20 protein-coding genes and 1 riboswitch are annotated in these 25,501 nt (G+C 60.1%); of the genes, 8 read left to right on the plus strand and 12 right to left on the minus strand.

Annotated features, from left to right (window positions below):
• Window positions 1-37: 37 nt before the first annotated feature.
• The 4 genes from ACR0E6_RS13005 to ACR0E6_RS13020 form a co-directional block, all read right to left on the minus strand.
• The gene (locus tag ACR0E6_RS13005; RefSeq protein ID WP_170622607.1) at window positions 38-418 is read right to left on the minus strand and encodes a carboxymuconolactone decarboxylase family protein; all 381 of its coding nucleotides are present in this window, start codon (window positions 416-418) and stop codon (window positions 38-40) included.
• Window positions 418-1,638, minus strand: coding sequence for a Coenzyme F420 hydrogenase/dehydrogenase, beta subunit C-terminal domain (locus ACR0E6_RS13010; RefSeq protein ID WP_480584065.1), 1,221 nt, complete (start codon window positions 1,636-1,638; stop codon window positions 418-420). Before ACR0E6_RS13010 ends, ACR0E6_RS13005 begins: the two co-directional genes overlap by 1 nt.
• Before the next feature lie 3 nt (window positions 1,639-1,641).
• Window positions 1,642-3,096 carry an aldehyde dehydrogenase family protein gene (locus tag ACR0E6_RS13015; RefSeq protein WP_480584068.1) on the minus strand — a complete coding sequence of 485 codons (1,455 nt, stop codon included), beginning with the start codon at window positions 3,094-3,096 and terminating at the stop codon, window positions 1,642-1,644.
• A 73-nt stretch (window positions 3,097-3,169) separates the two neighbouring features.
• On the minus strand, window positions 3,170-4,258 hold the full coding sequence (locus tag ACR0E6_RS13020) for an aromatic ring-hydroxylating oxygenase subunit alpha (protein WP_170622604.1): 1,089 nt from the start codon (window positions 4,256-4,258) through the stop codon (window positions 3,170-3,172).
• A 272-nt stretch (window positions 4,259-4,530) separates the two neighbouring features.
• Here ACR0E6_RS13020 and ACR0E6_RS13025 point away from each other — a divergent pair, with 272 nt between their 5' ends.
• From ACR0E6_RS13025 to ACR0E6_RS13035, 3 genes are all read left to right on the plus strand, one after another.
• Window positions 4,531-7,017: an FAD-dependent oxidoreductase gene (locus ACR0E6_RS13025; RefSeq protein WP_480584072.1), complete on the plus strand. Its 2,487-nt coding sequence runs from the start codon at window positions 4,531-4,533 to the stop codon at window positions 7,015-7,017.
• Window position 7,018: 1 nt separating this feature from the next.
• On the plus strand, window positions 7,019-8,122 hold the full coding sequence (locus tag ACR0E6_RS13030; RefSeq protein WP_170630525.1) for a mandelate racemase/muconate lactonizing enzyme family protein: 1,104 nt from the start codon (window positions 7,019-7,021) through the stop codon (window positions 8,120-8,122).
• A gap of 108 nt (window positions 8,123-8,230) precedes the next feature.
• Window positions 8,231-9,064: an HTD2 family dehydratase gene (locus tag ACR0E6_RS13035; protein WP_480584075.1), complete on the plus strand. Its 834-nt coding sequence runs from the start codon at window positions 8,231-8,233 to the stop codon at window positions 9,062-9,064.
• An 18-nt stretch (window positions 9,065-9,082) separates the two neighbouring features.
• Here ACR0E6_RS13035 and ACR0E6_RS13040 read toward each other — a convergent pair whose 3' ends face one another.
• On the minus strand, window positions 9,083-9,982 hold the full coding sequence (locus ACR0E6_RS13040; protein WP_480584078.1) for a LysR family transcriptional regulator: 900 nt from the start codon (window positions 9,980-9,982) through the stop codon (window positions 9,083-9,085).
• Between the two features lie 17 nt (window positions 9,983-9,999).
• Between ACR0E6_RS13040 and ACR0E6_RS13045 the strand changes: the two genes are divergently transcribed.
• Window positions 10,000-10,926 carry a hypothetical protein gene (locus tag ACR0E6_RS13045; RefSeq protein ID WP_480584081.1) on the plus strand — a complete coding sequence of 309 codons (927 nt, stop codon included), beginning with the start codon at window positions 10,000-10,002 and terminating at the stop codon, window positions 10,924-10,926.
• 2 nt (window positions 10,927-10,928) lie between these two features.
• Window positions 10,929-11,681 (plus strand): sulfotransferase-like domain-containing protein, encoded by a 753-nt coding sequence (locus tag ACR0E6_RS13050; RefSeq protein ID WP_480584084.1) that lies wholly within the window; start codon window positions 10,929-10,931, stop codon window positions 11,679-11,681.
• A gap of 105 nt (window positions 11,682-11,786) precedes the next feature.
• On the opposite strand, the gene ACR0E6_RS13055 is transcribed toward ACR0E6_RS13050, so the two are convergent.
• Both ACR0E6_RS13055 and ACR0E6_RS13060 read right to left on the minus strand, forming a co-directional pair.
• A complete protein-coding gene (locus ACR0E6_RS13055) occupies window positions 11,787-14,255 on the minus strand; it encodes a GcvT family protein (RefSeq protein ID WP_480584087.1) in 2,469 nt (822 codons plus the stop codon).
• Between the two features lie 42 nt (window positions 14,256-14,297).
• Complete coding sequence (locus ACR0E6_RS13060) at window positions 14,298-15,809, minus strand: trimethylamine methyltransferase family protein (RefSeq protein ID WP_480584090.1); 1,512 nt, start codon at window positions 15,807-15,809, stop codon at window positions 14,298-14,300.
• Between the two features lie 95 nt (window positions 15,810-15,904).
• On the opposite strand from ACR0E6_RS13060, the gene ACR0E6_RS13065 reads away from it, so the two are divergent.
• Window positions 15,905-16,813 carry a LysR substrate-binding domain-containing protein gene (locus ACR0E6_RS13065; RefSeq protein ID WP_480584093.1) on the plus strand — a complete coding sequence of 303 codons (909 nt, stop codon included), beginning with the start codon at window positions 15,905-15,907 and terminating at the stop codon, window positions 16,811-16,813.
• Between the two features lie 5 nt (window positions 16,814-16,818).
• Here the strand turns inward: ACR0E6_RS13065 and ACR0E6_RS13070 are convergent, their stop codons facing one another.
• Both ACR0E6_RS13070 and ACR0E6_RS13075 read right to left on the minus strand, forming a co-directional pair.
• Entirely contained in the window at window positions 16,819-18,294 is a 1,476-nt protein-coding gene (locus ACR0E6_RS13070; RefSeq protein WP_480584096.1) for a M81 family metallopeptidase, read from the minus strand.
• A gap of 79 nt (window positions 18,295-18,373) precedes the next feature.
• The gene (locus ACR0E6_RS13075; protein ID WP_480584099.1) at window positions 18,374-19,975 is read right to left on the minus strand and encodes an ABC transporter substrate-binding protein; all 1,602 of its coding nucleotides are present in this window, start codon (window positions 19,973-19,975) and stop codon (window positions 18,374-18,376) included.
• 117 nt (window positions 19,976-20,092) lie between these two features.
• Here ACR0E6_RS13075 and ACR0E6_RS13080 point away from each other — a divergent pair, with 117 nt between their 5' ends.
• The gene (locus tag ACR0E6_RS13080) at window positions 20,093-20,860 is read left to right on the plus strand and encodes a helix-turn-helix domain-containing protein (RefSeq protein ID WP_480584102.1); all 768 of its coding nucleotides are present in this window, start codon (window positions 20,093-20,095) and stop codon (window positions 20,858-20,860) included.
• 21 nt (window positions 20,861-20,881) lie between these two features.
• Here the strand turns inward: ACR0E6_RS13080 and ACR0E6_RS13085 are convergent, their stop codons facing one another.
• From ACR0E6_RS13085 to thiB, 3 genes are read right to left on the minus strand one after another with little or no spacing between them, the layout of a single operon-like run.
• Window positions 20,882-21,574 (minus strand): thiamine ABC transporter ATP-binding protein, encoded by a 693-nt coding sequence (locus ACR0E6_RS13085; RefSeq protein ID WP_480584105.1) that lies wholly within the window; start codon window positions 21,572-21,574, stop codon window positions 20,882-20,884.
• On the minus strand, window positions 21,561-23,108 hold the full coding sequence (locus ACR0E6_RS13090; RefSeq protein WP_480584108.1) for a thiamine/thiamine pyrophosphate ABC transporter permease ThiP: 1,548 nt from the start codon (window positions 23,106-23,108) through the stop codon (window positions 21,561-21,563). Before ACR0E6_RS13090 ends, ACR0E6_RS13085 begins: the two co-directional genes overlap by 14 nt.
• A complete protein-coding gene (gene thiB / locus ACR0E6_RS13095; RefSeq protein ID WP_170622591.1) occupies window positions 23,084-24,064 on the minus strand; it encodes a thiamine ABC transporter substrate binding subunit in 981 nt (326 codons plus the stop codon). The genes ACR0E6_RS13090 and thiB overlap by 25 nt, the downstream gene beginning before the upstream one ends.
• A 31-nt stretch (window positions 24,065-24,095) precedes the next feature.
• A riboswitch (TPP riboswitch) is annotated at window positions 24,096-24,199 on the minus strand.
• Between the two features lie 245 nt (window positions 24,200-24,444).
• On the opposite strand from thiB, the gene nadA reads away from it, so the two are divergent.
• Window positions 24,445-25,497: a quinolinate synthase NadA gene (nadA, locus tag ACR0E6_RS13100; RefSeq protein WP_480584111.1), complete on the plus strand. Its 1,053-nt coding sequence runs from the start codon at window positions 24,445-24,447 to the stop codon at window positions 25,495-25,497.
• Window positions 25,498-25,501 lie beyond the last annotated feature (4 nt).

The following is a 25,501-nucleotide window of genomic DNA, read 5'->3' on the forward strand; positions in this document are numbered from 1 at the left end:
GGTCACTCAGATGGCATGTTTGCCTTGTGGACAGGCGTCAGAGCAGACCACGCTCCTCTAGAACCTTGCGCGCGACGCGGAAGCATTCCAGTGACTGCGGCACGCCGCAATAGATGCCGATCACGTGAATGATCGCCTGAATCTCTTCTTTGGAGACCCCATTGTTCAGCGCGCCTTTGCAGTGAATTTCCCATTCATGCATCTTCCCAAGCGCGCCGATCATGGACAGGTTCATCATCGACCGTGTCTTGGCGTCAATCGTGTCATCGCCCCAGCCAAAGCCCCAGCACCAGGCGGTCATCGCCTCTTGAAAGGGACGCGTGAAATCATCGGCTGCGGCCAGGTTTTTTTCAACATACTCGGCCCCCAGCGTCGCCTTGCGCTGTTCCAGCCCTTTTTCGAACAGATCATTGTCCATTACGTGTCTCCTGTATCAATCTTCGGAAGGCTTTCATAAAAGCGGCCCTCGCGCACGCGTCTGGCGGTTCCGGCCTCTTCGTCGGGGTCCTTGGCGTCCAGAGCATCCAATCGCAAACCGTGATGGGCGTAGACTGGGGCGCCAGCGTCTGTCATGCCTTTCAACCGGGCTGCCAAAGCGTGTTTCTTGCGGACCTGATGGGGTTGGAAATCGTCGAACATGCGCGGGGTGATGGTCTGGCCAGACTGCAGATCGCCTGCGGCGCAGGCCGCGCGATACAGATCCTCTCCGGCGGATGTGCGGGTGATCACACCGTTGAACCCCTCATCCTCACCCACCGGTGCGCCACCGGGCCAGATATCAGCGGCTGCAATATCGGCAGCCTCGCCCAAGGCATCCGGGCAGAGCTTGCAGCGACTTTGGATGCGCCAGCCGGATTCGTCCGCCCACATATCCAGATAGGTCTTTTCAAACACCTGCCCGTCGCCGGTTTCGATCCGCGTGGCACCGGGGTTTCCGTACCCACGATAGCGAAACAGGGTCACGTCCCGTTCCGACAGGTCATATTCATCCAGAACCGCCTGCGATTTGCCAAGGTCCGACGCCCCACCACACACCATCACCAGCAGGGCGACCAGATTTTGGCGCAACCGCTCATCTTCCTCTGCCCGCGCCCGCACGGCCCCTGCGTCGCAGGGTTTGGCTATGATGGCAAAGGGCGCGTCCCGGTCCAGCGCCGCACTTAGACCGGCCAGAGTGTCACTGGGCCCATATCGCGACCCCGCCCGCGCCATGACCTGCTCTGGCGTTTCGCTGATGCACCAACCGGTGCGCATCGGGTCATCCGGCAAGGCGGCGCAATGCAGGATGAACTTGGCCTGCCCGGATCGCAGCAGGTGAACACCAAGCGCCGTCAAAACTCCGCCAGTTGCCGCGCGATAGCGAATGTCCGGGTCTGCGGCCCAGGCTTTCTGCATGCTGTGATAGCCGCCCCAGATCTGATCCGTATGCGCCGAAAGTTCGGCATTCGGGCGCGCAACCGCGCCGGGACAGGCGCGCAGAGTTTCAGCATCCGAGCCGGGCCCGATTTCCGCAGGGCGCAGCCGACCTTCGGCCGTATAGGCCATTTTCCAACGCGTGGGGGCCAAAGCCTCGCACAACCCGCACCCGATGCACAGACCGGCATTGACCACATCTTCCACGGAGTGCGGGTGTCGCATACCTTATGCCCTCAACCGGATCGCGACATTCTTCGTTTGCACGTAGTTCCACAGCGCCTCGCGGCCCTTTTCGCGCCCATATCCGGATTTTCCATAGCCACCAAACGGGGTTTCGACGCCGCCTGCAAACCATTCATTCACAAAGACCTGACCGGCGCGGATTTGTCGGGCCGCCTGCGTGGCGCGGTCAATATCGCGGGTAAAGACGCCCCCGACCAGACCATAAGGGGTACCGTTGGCAATCTCGATCGCCTCGGCGTCGGATTTGAATTTCAGGACCGACAGAACCGGGGCAAAGACCTCTTCATTGGCGATGGTCATATCGGGTGAAACATCGCACAGGATGGTCGGTTCCAGAAACGCGCCGGGCCGGTTCAGCTTGCGCCCGCCGGTTGCCGCCTTGGCCCCGTCCGACACGGCTTGCGATACCATGCCAAAGGCGCGGTCCCGTTGGGCCTGGCTGACCATAGCACCCATGTTGGCACCGAATTCGGCGCGCTCGATCCCTGCACCGACCGACAGCCCCTCGGCCATGTCCACCAGTTTTCCGACAAGCGTGTCATGCACATCCTCATGCACGATCACGCGGCTCATGGCGGAACACACCTGTCCGGCATTGAAGAAGATGCCCCAGCGGACATCATTGGTGAAGGCGTCGATATCGGCGTCGCTATGAACGATAGCCGCCGATTTTCCGCCCAGCTCCAACACACATGGTACAACGTTTTGCGCCGCTGCGGTGGCGATAGCGACGCCTGTGGGAACCGATCCGGTGAAGACGATCTGGTTGACATGCGGGTGAGCGGACAGGGCTGCCCCGGCCTCGTGCCCCAAGCCGCACAGGATATTCACCGCGCCTGCGGGCAGGCCAACCGCTTCGGCCGCGTGGGCGAACCAGGCGTTGGTCAGCGGGGTCAGTTCAGGTGTCTTGATCACGCAGGTGTTGCCCGTGGCCAGCGCGGCGGACAAAGACCGCGCCGTCATCTCGACAGGGTAATTCCACGGGATAATCTGCGCCGAAACGCCGTAAGGTTCGTAGGTGGTGAAGTCGAAGTAGTTCGCCCCCAGCGGGATCGAGCGCCCCTCGACCGTTTCGGCCTGATTGCCGTAATATTCAAAATACCGCGCTGCGCCCTCGACCTCGATCCGCGCTTCCCAAAGGGGTTTGCCCTGTTCCAGCGTCAGAACGGGCGCGATCTCATCGATATGATCCAGCAGATAGCGACCAATGGCCTGAACCATCCGCCCACGTTCGACCGGGCGCAGCGCGCTGAGCGCGCCTGACAGATGCACCCGGCGCGCGGCCTGAACGGCGCGGTCCACGTCGGCGGCATCGGCCAAAGCGTGTTCGGCCAGTTTCTCACCCGTGGCCGGATCGACAACATCAATGCGGCCCGCGCCGCCATCGACCCATTGCCCGTCGATATAGTTCTGCCAATAGGGTTTCACGTCATGCATATCTCGCGCCTCCGAGTATTCAGGGAACGCGCTTGGCATTCCTAGAACAACTTGTCTTTCGCTATTCCGAGTTTCAGTCGACCGCGTCGCGCATCCATTGCTGCAACTTGGCAATCGAATGCTCGCTCATCACGCCGCCCTCGGGGTCCAGCACCAGTGGGCCAGGCACGTAGCCTTTTGATTTCAAACCACGATAGACGGATTCGACCAGACGAATATCCTCGGCCACAGTAGTTTCCCGGTCCTGCACGGCAAGCCCGCGGATCACATCGCTTTCATGGCCGCCTTCGGTATACCAGCCACGCCAGACCGTGCAGCTATCGACGGTTTCAGCACGCCAGTGATAGGTGTTCAGCACATTGCCCGGATAGCACTGGAACGAGAACATCGGCCACAGAAACCACGATTGGTAATCACCCGCATGCGGCACCGTCATGTCGATGGGGTAAGTCATCTTTTCAAGGGCCTGACACTCGGTCGTGTGGCGCAGAACATAGCCGCCATCTGAATCCGGCTGAATGTCATAGGTTTCAGGTTTAACCACGCCTTCCGCGAAGGTCGGGTGGTTGGTCGGGCAGTGATAGCATTCCGAGTAATTCTCGACCGAAACCTTCCAGTTGCAGCTTTCGGGGATTTCCACCCATTCCAACGGCGCAAGGTCATTGATCTGTGGGACAAATTCGGCGATCTCTTCCCGCACGCCGGGATACCATTCGTCCATAGGCGCGGCGTCCCTGTCGAGATTGACGAAGATGAAGCCCAGAAAGATCTCGGTCCGAACCTCGGTCAGGCAAATCTTTTCGCGATCAAATCCGGGCACTTTCTTGATATTCGGCCCGGCGCGCAGGCCGCCGGTCAGCTCATAGGTCCATTGGTGGTAGGGGCACACAACAACGCGCGTGTTCCCGGTGCCGGTCACCATCTCATGGGCGCGATGCTGGCACACGTTATAGAAGGTGCGGATCACCTCATCCCGCCCGCGAATGGCAAACAGGTTCTGCCCGGCGATCTGAAACGCAAAATAGTCGCCGACATTCGGGATATCCGCCGAATGCCCCGCAAATTGCCAGGTCCGCGCCAGAAGGCCGTTCATCTCATTCTCGAAGACGGCGGAATCCGTATAGTAGCTGGCGTCCAGCGAATGGGTGAGCGGCTTATTCATTTGGGTTCCTCATCCTAGAAGCCAGGGTGCTGGGGGTGATCGCAAAAGGTCCGAACAATCCCAGTGTCAGCACAAAACACAACGGCCTTGCGTGCCTTGGGCGACAGCGAATCCGATACCAGCGACAAACCGTTCTCGTCGCGGGCCGATTCACGCATTTGTTCCATTCCGATCCGTTTCTCGATCATTTGTGTCATTTATCATTGACCGTGGTACATTTGTTTGAATATCAAATCCACAGAAATCTGCGACTCTCGAACAGGAATTTTGCGATGTCCAAAAAAGAACTGCCGCAGCGTGCAAAGGTCGTCATTGTTGGCGGCGGCGTCATGGGTTGCGGCCTGGCCTATCATCTGGGGCATGAAGGCTGGGGGGACGACACCGTCCTGCTGGAAAAGGCCGAACTGACCAGCGGGTCGACATGGCACGCAGCCGGGCAGATCACCCATTCCACCAGCTCTTACGGGCTGGGGCGGATGGTCGATTACAACATCGGCCTTTATTCCAAGACGCTTGAGGAAGAGACAGGGCAGGCGGTTACCTGGCACGGCTGCGGATCGTTCCGGCTGGCCTATACCGAGGATGAGATGGACTGGTTGCGCCACACCCTGTCCGTCGGCCGTTCGCTGGGCTTCAATATTGAACTGGTCGGGCCGGACTTCATCGCAGAAAAGCACCCGTTCTATAATCTGGATGGCGTTCTGGGCGCGCTTTACACCCCGGGTGACGGCCATGTGGACCCGTCAAACGTGACCATGGCGATGGCCACCGGCGCGCGTCAGAAGGGTGTGAAGATCTTTCGCCATTGCCGCGCCACCAACATCACGCAGAATGATGCGGGCGAATGGGTGGTTGAAACCGAAAAGGGCACGATAACCTGCGAGCATGTGGTCAATGCCGGTGGCACCTATGCGCGCCAGATGGGCGAATGGTCGGGCTTGCAACTGCCCATGACCTCGATGACGCACCATTATTTCGTCACTGAAAATGTGCCCGAGTTTCAGGATCTGGACACTGAACTGCCCGTGATCCGGGATGACAAGATGGTCTCGGGCTATATCCGGATGGAGCAGAAAAAGGGCCTTATCGGGATCTACGAGAAAGAGAACTCGAACTCGGTCTGGCATGACGAGTGCCCGTGGGAATACGAGAACTGGCTGTTCGAGGCCGATTATGACCGTGTCATGCCATGGCTGGAGAATTCTCTGGAACGCATGCCGATCTTTGCGGAACTGGGCATCACCCGTGAGGTCCATGGCGCCATCAGCCACCCGCCGGATGGCAACCCGATGGTTGGGCCTGCGCCGGGCGTCAAGAACTACTGGTGTTGCTGCGGCACCCAGATCGGAATCGGCTGGGGCCCCGGCCTGACACGCGAACTGGCCAAGTGGATGGTGCGGGGTGCCGCCGATATCTCGATGCGCGATTACGACCCCCGCCGCTTTGGCAGCTATGCCAAAAAGGACTGGCAGGTCATCAAAGCGCATGAGGATTACAAACTGCGCCACGAGATTCCCTTCCCGCATTTCAACCGACTGGAAGGTCGCCCGATCAAGCCGTCACCGCTCTATGAGATCCTCAAAGACAAAGGCGCGGTGTATGAAGAGGTTTACGGGTTCGAGCGCCCCCGCTGGTTTGCGCCGGACGGCGTCGAGCAGCGCGACCACTACAGCTTCCGCCGCAATGTGGTGCATGATGTGGTAGGCGCCGAGGTCAAAGCCGTGCGCCAAGGCGTCGGCATCATGGATGTCACCGCCTTTACCAAGGTCGAGGTTTCGGGCCCGGACGCTTACGCATTGTTGGACCGTCTGACCGCCAACAAGATGCCGCAGAAAACCGGCTCGATCACGCTGACCCATATGCTGAACCGCCGGGGCCGGGTCGAGTTGGAGACCACGCTGGTGCGCATGGCGGATGATCGGTTCTATCTGGTCTGCGCCGCCTTCTTCGAACAGCGTCTGCTGGACCACCTAAACCACAACCGCGCCGATGAGGATGTAACCATCACGGCGCTGTCCGCCGGATGGTCGGCCCTGTCGCTGAACGGCCCAAAATCGCGGGACGTTCTGGCGCAATGCACCGATGCGGATCTGTCGAATGCAGGGTTCCGCTGGCTGTCGGCGCAGGAAATCACCGTTGCAGGCCACAAGGTCTGGGCGTTCCGGATGTCCTATGCGGGCGAACTGGGTTGGGAACTGCACATGCCGGACGCGGCCTGCGTTGACGTCTATTCCGCGCTCTGGGCCGCAGGTGCGCCCTTTGGAATCGTCAACTACGGGTCCTTCGCGATGAACGCGATGCGGATGGAGAAAGCTTTCCCCGGTGCGGGCGAATTGACCAACGAGGTCACGCTGCCCGAGGCCAATGTGGGCCGCTTCATAAAGCTGGACAAAGACTATTTGGGCGTTGAGGCCACCCGTGTCAGTGCACAACAGGCCGAGACGGGCGAGATGCCCTGGATCTGCGCCTATCTCGAGATCGAACCGGACGGGGTTGAAGACGGCCATGGCGGCGAAGCCGTTGTTGTAAATGGCGAAATCGTCGGCGCAACAGCCTCGGTCGCTTATGGTCACACGGTCGGGAAAATTCTGGCCTTTGCCTATATCAAACCGCACGCGCATGTGCCCGGCACCGAGATCGAAGTCATCATAGCGGGCAAGCCGCGCAAAGGGCGTATTCTGGGTGAGCCGGCCTATGACCCAGCCAGCCTGCTGCCGCGCACCGACGCCCCACAGCTTGAACAAGTAGAGGAAGCCTGACGTGAAGATCACGCGCATCGCGCTGTGGGAAGTCCCCCTGACCAGCCATGAGACCTACTACATGGCAGACGGAAAAACCTGCGACACCACCACCTCGGTGGTGGTGCGGATCGACACCGATACCGGGCTGCAAGGATGGGGTGAGGTCTGCCCCATTCCCCACTACCTGCCTGCCTACGCCAAGGGCGTGGTGCCTGCGGTAATGGAACTGGCCCCGGTTCTGATCGGGGCCGACCCGGTTGGCCCTGAAACACTGATGGAAAAACTGAACTCGTATCTTCAGGGCCACGGTTATGCCAAATCCGCCCTTGATACAGCCCTTTGGGATTTGACGGCGCAGGCGGCGGGCTTGCCGCTGCATCGCCTGTTGGGTGGGCGGCAGGTCAAGGACATGCCCCTTTATCACTCGATCACCTGCGTCGCGCCGGACGAAATGGCCCGCATGGCGCGGGATGCCTATGACAAGGGCATGCGCCAGTTTCAGGTCAAGCTGGGCGCCGACAATGACTGGCAGATGGATGTCGAACGTCTGGCCAAGGTGCGCAAGGCCGTTGGGGCAGGGCCCCTGGTCTATGGCGATTGGAACTGCGGCAGCGATGCGCTGTCGGCGATCCGTGTGGGACGCGCCGCTGCGCATCTGGACGTGATGCTGGAACAACCCTGCACCACCTTGCAGGAATGCGCCCATGTCCAGCGCACCACCGGTCTGCCGATGAAGATCGACGAGAACGCCCATGACATCGCCTCGGTGATCGAGGCGCATCAGGCCGGTTGTATGCAGGCCGCAGCGTTGAAACTGTCCAAGATGGGTGGCCTGTCGGCGATGCGGCAAATCCGCGATCTGTGCCTGACCCTGGGCACCCGGATGTGCGTCGAGGATACATGGGGCAGTGACATCACCACGGCGGCGCTGCTGCATCTGGCGGCATCGACACCGGCGCGCGGCATCATGAACACCTGCGACCTGAGCCACTATGTCGGCCCGCGTCTGGCACCGGATGGCCCGGTGCGTGAAAACGGCCGTATCGCCCCGCCCGAAGGGCCGGGGCTTGGCGTCACACCTGATGCGGACGCGCTTGGCCAGCCGGTCACGATCATCGACTGACCTCGGTGGCAGCCCCAGTTCACCGGGCTGCCGCCTTGCCCCTGGCACCGGTCGATCCTACGCTGCGCCAGCGGCACAAGTGCCCTGGCAATTGCAGGCGAACTCACCATGTCCAAGCCCCTCGACAGTTGGATCGGACGAACCGAGACCCACAGGGACGTTCTGCGGCCCGAGCCTGCGCGCTTCATGCAGGCGACTCTGGGGCGGACCCCCAGCCTTCAGGTCGGCGACCCGCTGCCGCCGCTGTGGCACTGGCTTTATTTCCTTGAGGCGCAGCCGATGGATGGCCTGGGGCGCGATGGCCACCCAAAGAAAGGTGGTTTTCTACCCCCCGTGTCGCTGCCCCGACGCATGTGGGCCGGAGGGCGATTTGTCTTTCACAACCCGTTGCCTATGGGGGTGTGGGTCGAAAAACGCTCGACCATCAAAAGCGTCGTGGAAAAGACCGGTCGCAGCGGCCCGCTTTGCTTTGTAACCGTCCTGCACGAGCTGATGCTTGAGGATGGCACCCTCGCCCTGACCGAAGAACATGACATCGTCTATCGCGAAGACCCACATCCCGATGCGCCACAGCCGATCCCACCCGTGGCACCCACGGATGCGCAAATCTCTGAGCATGTGGCGCCGTCTCAGGTCATGCTGTTTCGCTACTCGGCGCTGACGTTCAATGGCCACCGCATTCACTATGACGTTGATTATGCTAGGTCGGTCGAAGGGTACGACGGGTTGGTTTTCCACGGCCCACTGACCGCCACGCTTCTTGTCGATCTGGCCTGCCGGACAATAGGCAAATCGCCAAAAACCTTCGCGTTTCGTGGGCTGTCGCCGATTGCGGGCATGGTCCCGTTTAATATCGAGGGCAACAGAACCGGCAAAGATATCCAGCTTTGGGCGCGGCGTCAGGACGGTGTCAAAGCGATGGACGCCAAGGCGACATTCTGATCCGTTGCCCAAACCCTGTCAGCGCTGATCCAGATGCTCCAGCAAGGACAGGCACTTATGCGCAACCGGGTTCTGTTGGCCGAACCGAGTCAGGCGCGCGAAGAACTTGGTTTTGTTTGAATGCCAGTCGACCGGCATCTCGATCAAGGCGCCCCGGGTCAGGTACGAATCCACAAAGCTGCGCCAGCCAAGGCCCAAACCTTGCCCTGCGGCAGCGGCTTCCAGCAGGTAGACATAGCTGTCAAACTCTTCGGCAATCGGCCACCCGGCATAGGCGGGATGCACATTCACCCAGTCGGGCCAGTCCATCCATCCGAAATTCTCTTTCTGCAACCTGAGCAGAGGAGGGGGCTTGGCCTTGCCCGCAAGGGCGGCAACAGCCTGTTCAACGATGGCGGGCGTGCCGACTGGCTTGATCTCTTCCTCGCACAAAACCACATGCGGCGCGTCCGGAGTGGCCGAAGCGTATTCAAAGACGATATCGGCCCCGGTATCAATGGCGGCGGTCAATAGGTTGTATTCCGCTGTCAGCAATCGCAGCTCGGACCCGCTTCCCAACGCCCTGCGCAACGCGCCATAGCGCGGCATCAACAGAAGATGCGATACCGAATGGGAACACACAACTGTCACCTCGCTTTGCGGACGCGCCAGGATGTTCACAGCGGATTGCATTTTATCCAGCGTCTGCGCGACAGAATGATAAAAATCCCTGCCCTTTCTGGTCAGTGAAACGCGCGCGCCTTGCCGCTCGAACAAGGTGGTTCCGAACCGGATTTCCAGATTTCGGATATGTCGGCTGATCGCGGGCTGCGATGTCCTCAGCTCTTCTGCGGCCCGCGCAAAACCCTGTAATCGTGCCACCGCCTCAAACGCAATCATCGCGTTGATCGACGGCAGGTTATATTTGCGCTGACTCATATCAGTTTTGATATTGAATGCTGCACGTCAAAGCAATGGCATTTCGGGCTGCGCGGCAGCAAGGTCCGAAAACCCACCACAGGTTCGGAACGGCACAAGGCTGGCGCATGGAAAGCTATGTAAAACCCCCAAAATGGCAGAACCCCAAGGTCAAGCTGTTCCCGCATCAGGTGGGGTTTACCGCCCCGCCACATGACTTTGACGCAGCACCTTCGGACTTTCTGCGCATGGCCCCGCGCAGCGTGGGCGTGCATGGCCGGATGCTGCACGTGCCGGATTACGCGCACCGTCTGGATCAGCGGCAAAAGAACTTTGGCCTTTTGGAAGAATTCGTTGAATGCATGGCCAATAACGGTGCGGATGTCTGCGGTCAGGTCGGCTCGAACTGGGTCCATGCCAGCGGTCTGGGTGTCGAGGGCATCCGGCAACATTGCGAGCAACTCAGCGACACATACCAGACCCCCTTTCACATGGCGGGTTATGCCATGGTCGAGGCGCTGCGCGAGTTGAACGTCGAAAAGGTCGCGCTGAATGCCTGCTACCACCCCGACAGCTGGTATACCGGCACGGTTGGCTTCCTGCGCGAAGCCGGGTTTGATGTGGTCTGGGCAGGCAATTTCTTCGATCAGGGTTGGTTTGAAAGTCAGGACGCGGTTGACGACTGCATCTGGTGCTTTGACGAAGACCTGTTGTGGAAGTCCTTCGACTACACAGCAGAGCAGGCCCCGAATGTGGACGCCTACCTGATCAACGGGATGAGCAACTATCGCCGCCCATCTGACGGGATCGCACAACGCCCGGTGCATTATGAGGTCGCGCTGGAAAGCCGTTTGGGCAAACCGATCATCGGCCATGACACGGCGCTGTACTGGCGGATTTTCAAGACACTCGGCATTGCCCCGGAAACGCAGCAGGGCCGATTGCTCTCATCACTGAAAGGCTGAACATGCACAAAATCGTCGCCCTTTGGGCCATCCCACGCTCAACCTCGACCGCGTTTGAATGGATGATGCGTCAGCGCGGCGATCTGGACTGTCTGCATGAACCTTTCGGCGAAGCCTGGTATCAGGGCGAGGATCCCATGTGGCCCCGGTTCAAGGAAGGTGAGAAAACAACGCCCGGCCTGACCCTTGAAAGCGTGTGGACGGACGTCAGGGCCCGCGCCGAGAAAGGCCCTGTCTTCATCAAGGATTTCCCGCATTATATCAACCACATGTGGGATGCTGAGTTCCTGTCTCATTTCACCCATGCTTTCCTGATCCGTGACCCGGCCAAAACGATCACGTCGATGTATAACAAATGGCCCGATTTCGACGAGTTAGAGGTCGGCTTTCCCGAGCAACGCGCGCTTTACGATCTTCTGACTGCCTTGAACGGAACGCCGCCGCCGGTGATCGACAGCGATGATGTGCTGGAGAACCCGTACGAAATGACCCAGGCCTTCTGCGAAGCCGTCGGGATCCCATTCATCGAAGAGGCGCTGAGCTGGGAGGCGGGAGGCGATCCTTCAGCGCATAGCTGGTGGGACGGAGGATCCTTCCACGCAAACCTCGCCAAATCGACCGGCCTTGTGCGGCAGGAACGCAAATATGTCGATCTTTCCAACACCCCGGATCGCGTCCGCCGCGTTCACCGCCGCATGAAGCCGCATTACGACCATCTGTTCCGCAACCGGATCCGGGTGTCGGAAACTGTCTGAGGGATGAAGCAACCGGTTAGGCTGAAGGTGGGTTTTCGACCTTGAAGAAGGTCGAGTACACACTTAACATAACCTTGCTTATAGGGTTTTTATGCACATCGGTTTTTACGCCCGCATGTTGGCCCCGTTTGCATCATAGATGGGTCCGCCCAGAACTTCGGCATCATAGAATTCACCCAGAATTTCCACCTGAAGCGCCGTGCCGGGAGCGGCATGCTCGGTCGCGACATATCCCATCGCCATGGATCGCCCGACCCGGTGGGCAAAGCCGCCGGATGAGACATATCCAACAGCGGCACCGTCTTTCAGGATCGCCTCGTCATTTGAAACGTCAATCCCGTCCACGTCGATCGTCATTGTCACCAGTTTCTGCTTCACGCCCTGTGCACGCGACGCCTCAGTCGCATCTTTACCGACGAAATCTTTCTTCCAGTTGATAAACGCGTCCATTCCGCTTTCGACCGCATTGAAATCGGGACGGAATTCCAGGGTCCAGACGCCCCAGCCCTTTTCCAACCGCATCGACATCAGCGCCCGCGCGCCGTACCAGCGATAACCCAGATCGGCCCCGGCCTCTTCTATGGCCTCAGCCAGACGCAGCAGATATTGCGGTTTGCAGTAGATTTCATAGCCCAACTCGCCGCTGAACGAGATGCGGTTCAGAATTACCGGAACCCCGGCCACAAAGGTCTGACGCAGGTCACGGAATTTGAACGCGTCGGCCGAGACATCCGCACGCGTCAGCCGCGCCAGCAAGTCGCGGGATTTTGGACCAGACAGCGCGATGCCATGCCAGTCGTCCGAGACATTGGCATAGGTCACACCCTCGGGCAGGTCCTTTTCGAACCAGCGGCGGTGCGCCTCTTGCATCGCACCCGAGCCGAACAGGACAAAGTGGTCTTCGGCCAGACAGGCGACAGTCAGATCTCCGTACAGTTTGCCCTTGGGTGTCAGCATCGGCGTCAGTGTCAGGCGACCCGGTTTGGGCACATATCCGGCCAGTACGTGATCCAGATATGCACGCGCGCCTTCACCCTTGAATTCATGCTTGGCAAAGTTGGCAATCTCAATCCCGCCCACGGCCTCTTGCACCGCCTTGACCTCGCGCGCGACATAGTCGTGGCTGCGATTGCGCTCGAATGTCGGGTCTTCGTGTGCGTCGTCGGGGCCATCTGCGAACCAAAGCGCGTTTTCCAGACCGAACCCCTGCCCCATCCGCGCGCCATTGGCGACCAACCGGTCATAAAGCGCCGTGGTCTTCTGCATCCGGCCCTTGGGCAAGGTTTCGTTGGGGAAGGTCATCACAAACCGCCGCTCATAATTCTCGGACGATTTGACCGTGCCCCAGTCGGGCGTCGCAAATTCGCCAAATCGCGCAACATCCATGGCCCAGACGTCGATCGAGGGTTCGCCGTCGATCATCCACTCGGCCATGGTCAGGCCCACACCCCCGCCCTGACAAAAGCCCGCCATGACGCCAACCGCGACCCAATAGTTCTTCATCCCCGGCACTGGTCCGATCATCGGGTTGCCATCGGGGCCAAAAGTGAACGGACCGTTGATCATGTCCTTGATCCCGGCCTGACCGATAGTGGGGATACGTTCGAATGACATCTCAAGCCGGTCAGCAATACGGTCGAGGTCGGGTTGCAGCAGTTCGTGACCAAAATCCCACGGTGTGCCATCCACTTTCCACGGGGTCGATTTCGGCTCGTAAGTACCCAGCAGCATCCCCTGCCGTTCCTGCCGGAAATAGATGTTGGCCTCATAATCGATCCCGGCAGGCAGGCGACCGGCCTCACCCATGCTTTCCATCCGCTCGGCGATCTGAGGGATTTTTTCAGTGATCAGATAGTGATGCTCCATCGGCTGCACCGGCAGATGGATGCCGGACATATGCCCCACCTCACGCGCCCAAAGGCCGCCGCAATTGACCACATGCTCGGCGTTGATCCGCCCTTTGGGCGTGGTCAGATCCCAAGACCCGTCGGGTCGCTGAGACATTGCCGTCACCCCGCAATGGGTGAAATATTGCGCCCCATGAACGCGGGCGGATTTGGCAAAAGCATAAGTGGCCCCAGACGGATCAAGATCACCATCCTGATCATCCCATAGCGCCGCATAATAGTGTTTCGGATCAATCAGCGGATGCCGTTCGGCCAGTTCTGACGGAGAGATGAATTCCTGATGCAGCCCCATATACCGCGCTTTCGAGCGTTCGCGTTTCAGATAATCATACCATTCCTTGGTCGAGGCCGCGTAGAACCCGCCAGTGATATGCAGGCCGACCGAATGGCCCGATGTTTCTTCAATCTCTTTATAAAGATCAATGGTATAGCTTTGCAGGCGACTGATATTCGGGTCAGAACTGATCGTGTGAATCTGCCCCGCCGCATGCCAGCTTGAGCCCGAGGTCAGTTCGTCACGTTCCAGAAGCACAACGTCTTTCCAGCCAAACTTGGCCAGGTGAAACAGGATCGAACAGCCAACAACGCCACCGCCAATTACAACAACCTTGGCGTGGGACGGCAGCGGTTTACCGGTGGCGGTTTCGTCTTTTTGAATCTCGGGCATGGGGGTGTTCCTTACATCATCCTGTTCGCGGCAAGGGGGCTATCAGTACCAGGCATCGGGAAGGGCTTCTTTGCGTTTGGCTACAAACGCCTCCAAGGCTTCGCGCGTGGCCTCTTCGACAGGCGGTGCTTCGTAACCCTTCAGCATCTGGGTCCAACGGTCATAAGCGCGCGTCCGCATGTCTTTCGCGCCTTCATCCTCCCAGCTTTCGACATTCTCGCTGTGGCTCAGCGCGGGTTCATAAAAGGCGTTCTGATAGTGGCGCATGGTGTGACCGCAGCCCAGGAAATGACCGCCGGGGCCGACCTCGGCATAGGCGTCGCGGGCCAGTGCCTCATCCGAGGTATCCAGCCCTTGGCTAAGAACCTTTTGATAAGACCCCAACCGGTCCGCATCCATGATCAGCTTTTCAAACCCGGTGCACAGGCCGCCTTCCAGCCAACCGGCTGAGTGCAGGACAAAATTCGCCCCGGCCAGCATGGTCGAATGCATCGAATCCGCGCTTTCATAGGCGGCCTGCGCGTCCTCGATCTTGGATGCCGTCAGCGAGCCACCACAGCGCAGCGGCAGACCCGCGCGGCGGGCCAGTTGGCCGATGGCATAGTTCGAGATCACCGGCTCGGGCATGCCAAAGGTCGGCGCCCCGGATTTCAGTGACATCGACGACAGGAAGTTGCCCAGAACAAAGGGCGCGCCGGGTCGGATAAGCTGAACATATGCACAGACCATCATCGCCTCTGCCATGGCCTGCGCGACCGAGGCGGCGGTCGAGACCGGACCCATCGCCCCCGACAGGATGAACGGCACGACGATCATGCCCTGCCCCCGGCTGCTGTAAACCCGCGCGGACTCGGTCACCACCTTGTCGACCAACAGCGGAGAATTGGTGTTCACATTCCCCATGATGACGCAGTTTTCGGCCATCACATCGGCACCGAACACAATCTCGGCCATATCGACACTGTCTTGCGCGCGGCTCATCTCGGTGATTGCGCCCAGATGGGGTTTATCACTCAGCGTCATATGGGCCAGCAGCATGTCCAGATGGCGCTTGCTGACTGGCACGTCGCAGGGCTCGCAGGTGACAAAGCCGCCGTGATGCAGGTTCGGGTGCATATAGGTCAGACGCACAAGGTCCTGAAACGCCTTGATGTCGCCATAACGCCGACCGCCGTGCAAATCGCGCACAAACGGCGCGCCGTAGATCGGCGCGAAGACCTGATTGCGCCCGCCAATCCGAACCGAGCGTTCGGGATTGCGGGCCAGTTGCGTAAACTCGCGCGGGGCCTTGGCGCACAGGCTGCGGATCCAGTCCGCCGGGGCGCGCACGGTATCGCCTTCGATCCGGGCCCCTTCCCTTTTCCACAATTCAAGCGCCTCGGGGTCGTCGCGAAAGGCGATGCCGACATCCTGAATGATCCAGTCGACTTGCTGTTCCAGCCGGGCAATCTGCTCTTCGTCCAGCAGGTCGTAATACGGTGCTTGCCGTTGGACAAACGGAGACGCTGTCTGCGTGTCCTGTCGTTGTCTGGATCCCCGTGCGCGCCGTGCCATTGCAAACCCTCATCGACTTGTTCGCGCATAGTCATACTGCGCAAACGCCCGTCTGTGACGGTTGAAAAGAATGATCTTTTGCATAAGCTGAATTTATGCAAAACCTCTGGTCCCAACTCGCATCCCCCCGTCATCTGGTTGTGTTCGAAGCTGCCGCCCGGACGGGGTCATTCACCAAAGCGGCGCAAGAGCTGAATGTGCAGCAACCGGCAGTCAGCGCGTCGATCAAGCAGCTGGAAACCGCGCTTGGCGTGATCCTGTTCCGGCGCAGCCATCGCAGGATCACCCTGACAAATGCGGGAACGCGATTGTTTGCCGATGTGACCCGCGCGTTCGAGATGCTTTCGCATTCCGCATCCTCGATCCGGCAGTTCGCCAGCAATGACCACGTGACACTCAGTGCCTCTTCGGCCTTCAACAACTATTGGCTGGTGCCGCGTATTGCCTCGTTCCAGCAAAAACACCCCGATATTGACCTGCGCCTGCAATCCAGCGACCGCGAGCCTGACCTGACCGTCGAAACCATCAGTCTTGCGGTGCGGCTAGGCGATGGCAACTGGCCGGATTGCGAGGCGCAGCTGATCTATGACGAGATTATATACCCCGTAGCCGCCCCCCGCGTCATGGCCGCCGCCGTGACCTTGCGTAGTGTGCCGGGCCTGTTGAACCAGCGCCTGATCCATCTTGAGGAACCCATCCGCGAGCGCCCCTCGTGGGATCAGTGGTTCAGCGCGTTCGGCATATCCGAAGTTACGCCCCGCAGCGGTCTGCGTCTCAACGATTACGCATTGGTTTTGCAGGCGGCGATGGCGGGCGAAGGGTTTGCCTTTGGCTGGCACCACATCGTCGAACATCTGGTGCAGCAAGGCGTGTTGGCCGCGCGGCCGGAATGGACATGGAGAACCGGCAAAGGCTTCTATCTGGTCTGGTCGAAATCCCGCCCCCTGACGCCCGAGGCCCAGAGTGTCCGCGACTGGATTCTGTCGGCCCGAACTGTTGACTGAGGCCGTTAGCCGGTATCCGCAAGGCAGTCATCCACAAACGGGTGTTCGACCGCCGGCCAATAGGGAAGTTTGCGCTTGTGCAGGGCGATGTCACGAAACGCGGGCTGGGTTCCGCCCGGACTGGCGACCTGAAGGATGTGATCCGAGATTTTGCTGAACGGGCCGTAGAAATGGAACAGAGATTTCACCGCCACTGCCGATTTCTCGGCCAGTCGGATACCCATCTGCTCAAACGCTTCGGGGTGGTACACCTGAACGCGCAGGTCGTTGACCAGAAGGTCGATCTGGCCGTCGAGCCGCAGCCAGACCACGGTGCCCATCGGCTCTAACCCGGTTCCCAGATGCTGACCCAGACCGGTTGCGATATTCATGACCGTCGCCCGCAGATCGATGGGATCGCCCGACACCGTGCCTGTCTTGCCGCCCAGCCGAACGGTCAATGTGCTGCCGATACCCGCATCCTGACAAATGCGAACAACGCCGGGGTCCCAGAACATCCCGCTGGCAAAATTCCTGAACCCACGGTCCAGCATGGCGGCCAACAGATAGGTGGCGTCGCCCGGTGCGCCGCCGCCCGAATTGTCACCCATATCCGCCAGAACACACAGCCCTGCGCGCGTTCCTACCTGATCCAGCGCGCTGTCAATCGGCAGATAGTCAGTGGTCACCCGGTGACGCAGATCGAAAAACCGACGGCCCAATGTCTCGGCCAGTTGGACCGCCAGTTGCGGCTGATTGTCGGTCACGACCAGCATCCGCGCACCAATATCCGCAACATCCGCCCATGGAAACCCGTGGCTGAGCGACACCGACAACACATCGGGCGCAGTCTGAGCAGCGGCCATTTCGGCCACGAAATCCTTCATCGCCCCCGCTTTCGTCAGATAGAGATTCACCATCCGCGTGTCATAAAACGCCATGCAAGGCGCGATCTCACCCACATGGGCGCGCCGGGCCAGGTCGAACAGCTCAGCCGCGCAGGCGGTTGCGTCGTCATGGGGGTATTCCCTGAAATGCACGATCAGATCGCTGGCCTGCAGCATCCTGTCGGTGAGATGAGAATGCAGGTCCAGAGACGCCCCAATCGTGGCATTCGGGCACAGTGCACGGGCGCGGGCCAAAAGGTCGCCTTCGCAATCCTCGATATGTTCGGCCACCATCGCACCATGCAGTTGCAACAGAATGATATCGGCGCCGCCGCACTCGGTCAGATCAGACAGGATCTCGCTGCTTAACGCATCATAACAGCTGCGGGTGGTCGGCCCGGCAGGTTCAGCAATGGCGGCCAGACTTTCGATGACCTGCCACCCCAAGGCCTCTGCATTTGCGCGCCACAGATGCAACGCCTCGGTCATCAGGTTGGGCGGCTCCTGCGTTGCGGTGCCGTGGCGCAGAAAATACTCCTCGAACCCCGATATCGCGGTTGGCATGGTGCAGAACGTATTCGTTTCGGTCGATAGCGTTGCAATGAAGAGTTTCATGGAATCCTATCCCCGACACGACAGAGGACGACCGCAAAAGCCATCCCCTTTCTTTCACGATACTAGCATAGATCAGCTGCTATTCTGTTTTCCACCAGCGTTCCATAAAGCTGCTGCCATCCAGATCGAGGTTCGAGCCGAATTTCTCCGGCGTGCCGACGCTGGGCCGCGTGGCAAAGACGTAAGAGGCAAACATCGGGATCGCAACGCCGCCCTGATTGGCCACGATGTCCTGCATCTCGCCATACATCTGGCGGCGTTTGTCAGTGTCCAACTCGGCCCGCGCCTCGACCAGCAGCTTGTCGAATTTTTCGTGCGACCAGAAGGATTCGTTCCAGGCAACGCCGGACTGGAACGCCAGCGAGAACATCAGATCTTCGACCGGGCGACCCGCCCAGTAGCTGGCGCACCAGGGTTTCTTGGTCCAGACCTCGGACCAGTAGCCATCATTGGGCTCGCGTTTGACGGTGACATTGATCCCACATTTCGCTGCCGAGTTCGAAATCAGCGTCGCGGCGTCCACCGCACCGGGGAAGGCGGCATCTGACGACGAAAGCTCGACATCCAGCGAGTCCAACCCGGCCTGTTTCAGATAGAACCTCGCCTTGTCGGGGTCGAACGTCTTCTGCTCAAGCTCGGCGTTGAAGTATTTCTGGCCCGATCCGATCGGGTGGTCGTTACCAACCGCGCCATAGCCCAGCAGGATTTTGTCGACCAATTCCTGCCGGTCGATGCCCCATTTGATCGCCTGACGGATATTGTTGTCATCAAACGGCGCGGTATTTGTCAGCATCGGGAACGAGTAATGCTGGGTGCCCGCCACCGAATGCAGCGTGACATTGGGATCGCGCGAGATGAATTTGGCGGTTTTCGGATCGACCTTGTCGGCAACGTCAACGGTGCCCGCCGACAGGGCCGCCATACGCGCGGTCGTATCCAGCAGCACCAGCAGCTTCCATTCATCCACATGGGCCACATCATCGTTCCAATGGTTGGCATGACGCACCAGATCGGCTGAGATGCCGGGCTGGAAATCGGTCAACTGATAGGCCCCGCAGCCAATGCCCGACTGCCAGTCGATACTGTCACCCTCGGCGGGCAGAATGGCAAAACGAAAGTCGCTGAGGATGGCCGGAAAGTCCGCATTGCCGCCTTCCAGTTCAAACACGATGGTTTGCGGCCCGTCGGCACGGACCGCTTTGACCCCTGCCAGCAGCGGCGCACCGGTCGAGGTCGAACCCTCGCCCCGGTGATAATTGATCGACGCGATCACATCGTCCGAGGTCACGCTGCGGCCATTGTGAAACTCGACCCCGTCGCGCAACTGGAACGTCCAGACCGAGGCATCCGGCGACGCTTCCCAGGATTGGGCAATCGAAGGCTGCACATTGCTGTCGGCGTCAACAGCCGTCAGGAAGCCGTTCATGCCCAGGCTCAACGGGATCAGGAAGCCTGCCGAAATCTGCCCCGGATCCAGTTGTTCGGTGGATGCGCCGTGGCCGATCCCTGCGACCATGCTGCCGCCTTTCTTGGGTGTCGCAGCGATTGCCCGGTCAGCCAGCAAGGTTGCAGCGCTGACGGTCATCCCGGTTGCCAGTACCCCACGCATGAACTGGCGGCGGTCCACCTGACGCATTTGCAGGCGGTATTCCAGTTGCCGCACAGACTGAAATTTATCCATTGCTTGACCTCCCCTGGGCATGGATGCGTTGGCCCAAGGATTGCGCGCCCAAATGGGCTTAACAATAACGCCAGATTATGCTTTCTTTAGCGAGTTTAAGCGAAAGACCAACCGCATATGCATGAACATCTGGCAACGAACCTGCGCTATCTTTGCGCCGACCACCCCTCGGTTGCTGCGGTATGCAGGGACATCGGAATCAACCACCAACAATTCGCCAAATACCTCAGCGGTCGCAGTCAGCCCTCGCCCAATAACCTGCGCCGGATCGGTCGGTTCTTTGGCGTTGACGAGCATATTTTGCTGGGCGACCCGGCCGAGTTGCGCCGCCACACCACCCGATTGGCCAAAACCGAAGCCGATCGACGACGGGACCCGCTGATCGACGTGTTTCCGGGCGATCTTCAAAGATTGCGACCTTTTCTGGGATCGTATCAGGTGTTCTTTCGCGCGCCCAACGATCCGACCAAAGTGATTGTCAACGTAGCCTTCTTGGATGAGCGCAACGGGACCGTCTACAGCCGGATTGTCGAAGCGCTGAGCGAAGGGAAATCTTCGACGCGCCGTTGGACGCGGTGTGATGGCAAAGCGGCCTTCCGCGCCGGTCAGGTGTTTGTCGTCGATGCCGAGCGCGGACCGGACGCACCGCTAAGCCTGTATATACTGAACAAACCACACAGGGACAAATCGCGGCTGTTGTTTGGCACAATGTCCTATCTGGCCTCGCTTTCGGGCCGGGCGCCGACCTCATCACCTGTTGTATGGAAGAAGGTTGAAAGTTACCGCTCGGTGCGCGAACTCTTTGCCAATAGCGGCAGCTTCGACCTGCACAGTCCAAGGGTCGAATCCAAGATCCGCCAGCATCTGAGTCAGGTATCGGGATAAGGGCAGACTTCTGCCAACCGATCACCCCAGATAGTCGCGCAGTTCTGGCGGCGGGTTTTCGAATAGCAGGCCTGTCGCTGCCGGAGGATGCGCCTGTCCGTTGGCCACAAGAACGGTTTGACTTGCGATCCGTCGCGCATCCTGCGGGTCGTGGCTGACCATCATCAGGGTCGTTCCGGTTTCCGCCAGCAAATCCGCGACAAGGTCCAGCATCTCTGCCTTCAACGCGGGTCCAAGGGCCGCGAAGGGTTCGTCCAGCAACAGTAGCTGTCGCCGCTGCACAAGAACCCGCGCCAAAGCCACCCGGCTTTGCTGGCCACCGGACAACTCGGCCGGTTTGCGTGCCTCGAACCCGGACAGGGCCACGCGCGCCAGTGCAGTCTGAACCTGCGACTGCTCAGCGTCAGTCAGGCGTCCGTTGGGGCGCAGGCCCAAGGCCACATTCTGCGCGACGGTCAGATGTGGGAACAGATTTCCGTCCTGAAACAGCATCGCCACGGGGCGCTTGCCCGGCGCGCGGTCGGAAATCCGCGCGCCTTGCCACAGGATCTGCCCCTGCCTGAGATCGCGAAACCCGGCAATCGCCTCCAGCAGCGTTGACTTGCCCGCACCGGACGGGCCGATGATTGCCACGCTGGCACCCGCCTCGACCTGAAAACCCGCATGCAGCGAGAAGCCGCCATTTTCGATGACGCAACCCTCAAGTTTCAGCATGCGCTCGCCCTCCACGATCCAAAAGCCAGAATGCGCCCATCGACAACACCAATAGCAACAGCGCCGCCCCGGCTGCGGCCTGCATCTGATACGCCCCCATCAGGCGGTAAATCTGCAGCGGCAGGGTCGCAACCTGCGGGTCGGCAAACAAGGCGATCACGCCCAGATCGCCCATCGACAACGCCGCCGCCAACCCTGCGGCAAAGCCGATTTGCGCGCGCATACGCGGCAGCAGGACGCGCGTGAAGAAGGGCCATCTGGTCATATCCAGCGACAGCGCCAGCCGCCCGTGCCGGGTGACCACATCACGCGCAGCAGGCACCAGAATGCGCAGCGCAAACGGCAGCGCCATCACCGCATTCACCAACGCGGTCACCGGCAAGGCCAGCGATGTGGGGCTGATCACCGGTCGGATCAGAATGAACAGGCCGGTGCCAATCACCAGAGGTGAGGCCGCAAGGCCCAGAATGCCGCTGATTTCGACAATGCCATGTCGCCCGGTTGCAACCGCCATCGCCATAGGCAACGCCAGCGTCAGCAAAACGGCGGTACTGACCGCTGCCACCAGAACCGAGGTCAGCGCCGCGCGGAAGACCAACGCGGGCATGTCGAATATCCCGCCGATCCCCGAGATCACGACCGCCGCCAGCGGCAACAGCAGAAACGCCGCCGCGGCGATGATCCAGAACGTGTCGAAGACGGGTGCCCCTCCATCCCAGCGGCGAATGGCCCGGTCCAGCCCGGTGCCAAAGCCGTCACCCCGCGAAAACCGAAGGGCAGCCAGAGCAGCGGCGGCAGTCAGGGCCAGTTGCAGCGCGGAAAGCAGCGCGGCGCGGCCCAGATCGAAATCGTAGGTGAAGGATTGATAGATCGCCAATTCGATGGTTGTTGCGCGCGGCCCCCCTCCCAACGTCAGGGCGACGGCAAAACTGGTCAGGCAAATCGCGAAGATCACCGCCAGCACGCCGGGCAGGATGCGTTTCAGCATCGGTAGTTCGATCAGACGGAACATCGCCATTCCGTCACAGCCCAGTTGCGCGGCCAGACGGAACCTCTCGGCGGGGATTTCCTGCCACGCCTGCAAGATCAGCCGTGTGGCAAGCGGCAAGTTGAAGAACACATGCGCCAGCACGACGCCGTGCAACCCGTAGATCCGTATGGGCGGCAGGCCGAAAAGGCCCAGAACGTCGGAAATCCAGCCCGCCCGACCAAAGACCTGCAACAGACCAAGGATTGCGACGATGACCGGCAGGATAAACGGTGCACCCAGCAGCGCGATCAGCGCGCGCCGCCCCGGAAATCGCCGCCGGGCCAGTGCACGGGCCACAGGGATCGCAAGGGCCGCGCTGAACAGAGCCGACAAGATGGCCTGCACCAGCGTAAAGCGCAACGCGGCCCAGTCCGCCGGGCCGAACCCGCCGGCTGCATCAGCCCGCAGGGCAACGGCGGCCAGCGTCCCAAGGATCAGCGCAGCGACAAGCGCCGCTGCGCCAACACCCGGCCAGGGGCTTACTGGCTGAGCGCGCCCAGCCATTCCGCAAGCGCCTGATCCCGCGCAACGGCGGCCTCATCCGGGGACAACAACAGCGACTTTTCGGGGGTGATCAGCGTATCGAACCCTTCGGGCAGGCCCGATGCCGGAGTCACTGCCGGATACATCCAGTTGGTCGTGGGAATGATCTGCTGGAATGCGTCCGAGACCATGAATTGCAGAAACTGATCTGCCAGTTCCGGCTGATCGGTTCCGGCCAGTTTCCCGGCCACTTCCACCTGCATATAGTGACCTTCGTCAAAAGCCGCCGCCGCCTTGCTGGCGTCTTCTTCGGCAATCAGATGATAGGCGGGTGATGTGGTATAGCTGAGGACCATGTCGGCCTCACCTTCCAGAAACAGCCCGTACGCCTCGGACCAACCCTTAGTCACGGTTACGATATTGTCGGCCAGACCGGCCCAAATCTGGGGCGCGTCATCGCCATAGGCCGCCTTGACCCACAACAGCAGACCCAGACCGGGGGTCGAGGAGCGCGGGTCCTGAATGATGATCTTGGTGTCGCTGTCGGCCAGGTCCCGGAAATTCGCAGGGGCCGCAGCATCCGCGTTGTGAACAAAGGCGAAATAGCCCCAGTCATAGGGGGCAAACACGTCATCCGACCACTCGATCGGCAGCGCATATTCAGCGGTCACTGCGCTTGGCGCAAACAGGCCGGTTTCCTTGGCGGCGGTGATCAGGTTGGTATCCAGACCCAACACCACATCCGCGTCCGAGCTTTCGCCCTCAAGCCGGATGCGCGACAGAAGCGCTGCGCCGTCTTCAACGCCAACAAGGTTCAGGTCACAATCACAGACGGCCTCGAACGCCTCTTTGACCTTGGGACCGGGGCCCCAATCCGAGACGAAGCTGTCATAGGTGTAAACGGTCAGCTGAGGTTTGTCGTCCGCCATGGCGGCTGTTGCACTCAGAATTCCCGCAGCAATCAGCAGATGTTTCATGTCATCCTCCATTGCGGCGAGAGGGCAAGGATGGATGAACCGTTACCTTTCCCTCCGCCGGTTCTAGCCGGTTCAGGTTCAACGGGTTCGCCCATGGCATCTCAGCGTTTTTGTCACGCACCCCGAGGTAAAAGCCTGACTAGGGGGGAACGGATCAAAAGACAACCAGATTCGCTGCCCGCAGGTGCCGCCTGAAAGGGCCGCGTCGGGCCGAAACCGGGCAGGAAATTTCCGATAATGCCCAAAACAAGGGCCAAAAAAACGGATTGTTTTGCGCCCGATCCGATTTTTGGGAAATTCGTCCTGTCTGAGCGCTGGTCATTCCACTGAAGACCCCATATGAGGAACGCCACGCGTTTAACAGGCAGAAAAACAGTCCCGTGTTCGACCTTCCCGCGCAGCGCGCGCATCTCTCCGAAAAATATGATCTTGCCCCCTCGCCCGAGCTTGCCGAAAGCATGAGCGATATCTACGACCGCATGTCCCGTGTGGTGTCGCCGATGGATTGGGCGATCTACGCGCCTTACGTCAAGGCGATCAACGATCTGAAGGCCAGGCGCAACGCGGTCATTCTGGGCCACAACTACATGACGCCCGAGATTTACCATGGCATTTCGGATTTCGGCGGCGACAGCCTGCAACTGGCCATCAAGGCGACCGAGGTCGAAGCGGATGTGATCGTGCAATGCGGTGTGCATTTCATGGCCGAGACGTCGAAGATTCTAAGCCCCGACAAAACCGTGCTGATGCCGGATATGGAAGCCGGATGCTCGTTGGCGGAATCCATCACCGCCGAAGGCGTCGAGGAAATGCGACGCCGCTATCCCGGTGCGCCGGTCGTGTCTTATGTGAACACAACGGCCGAGGTCAAAGCGGCCTCGGACATCTGCTGTACCTCATCGAACGCGGCGCAGATCGTTGCGGCGCAGGACAGCCATACCGTCATCATGACCCCGGATCAGTATCTGGCCCAAAACGTGGCGCGGGACGTGCCGCAGAAAAACGTGGTCTGGTGGGAAGGTTCATGCATCGTGCACGAACAATACAGCGCCAGCGATCTGCGCGACTTCCGCGAATGGAACCCAGGCACGCGTCTGATTGCCCACCCCGAATGCCCGCCGGATGTGGTGGCCGAGGCTGATTTCTCGGGCTCGACCAGCGGGATCATCAAATACGTCACGGATGAGAAGCCGGAAAAGGCGTTGCTGATCACCGAATGTTCGATGGCGTCGAATATCGCGGATTCTCTGCCCGAAGTCGATTTTGTCGGCCCCTGCAACATGTGCCCTTACATGAAGAAAATCACGCTGGAAAAGGTGCTGTTCGCGCTGGATACCATGACCGGTCAGGTCGAGGTGGATGCCGAAGTGGCGGACAAGGCCCGCCTGTCGGTGCAACGCATGATCGACCTGTCGCGCCAGTTGGGTATTTGATCGG

The sequence above is a fragment of the Ruegeria sp. AP12 genome, from assembly GCF_056540025.1.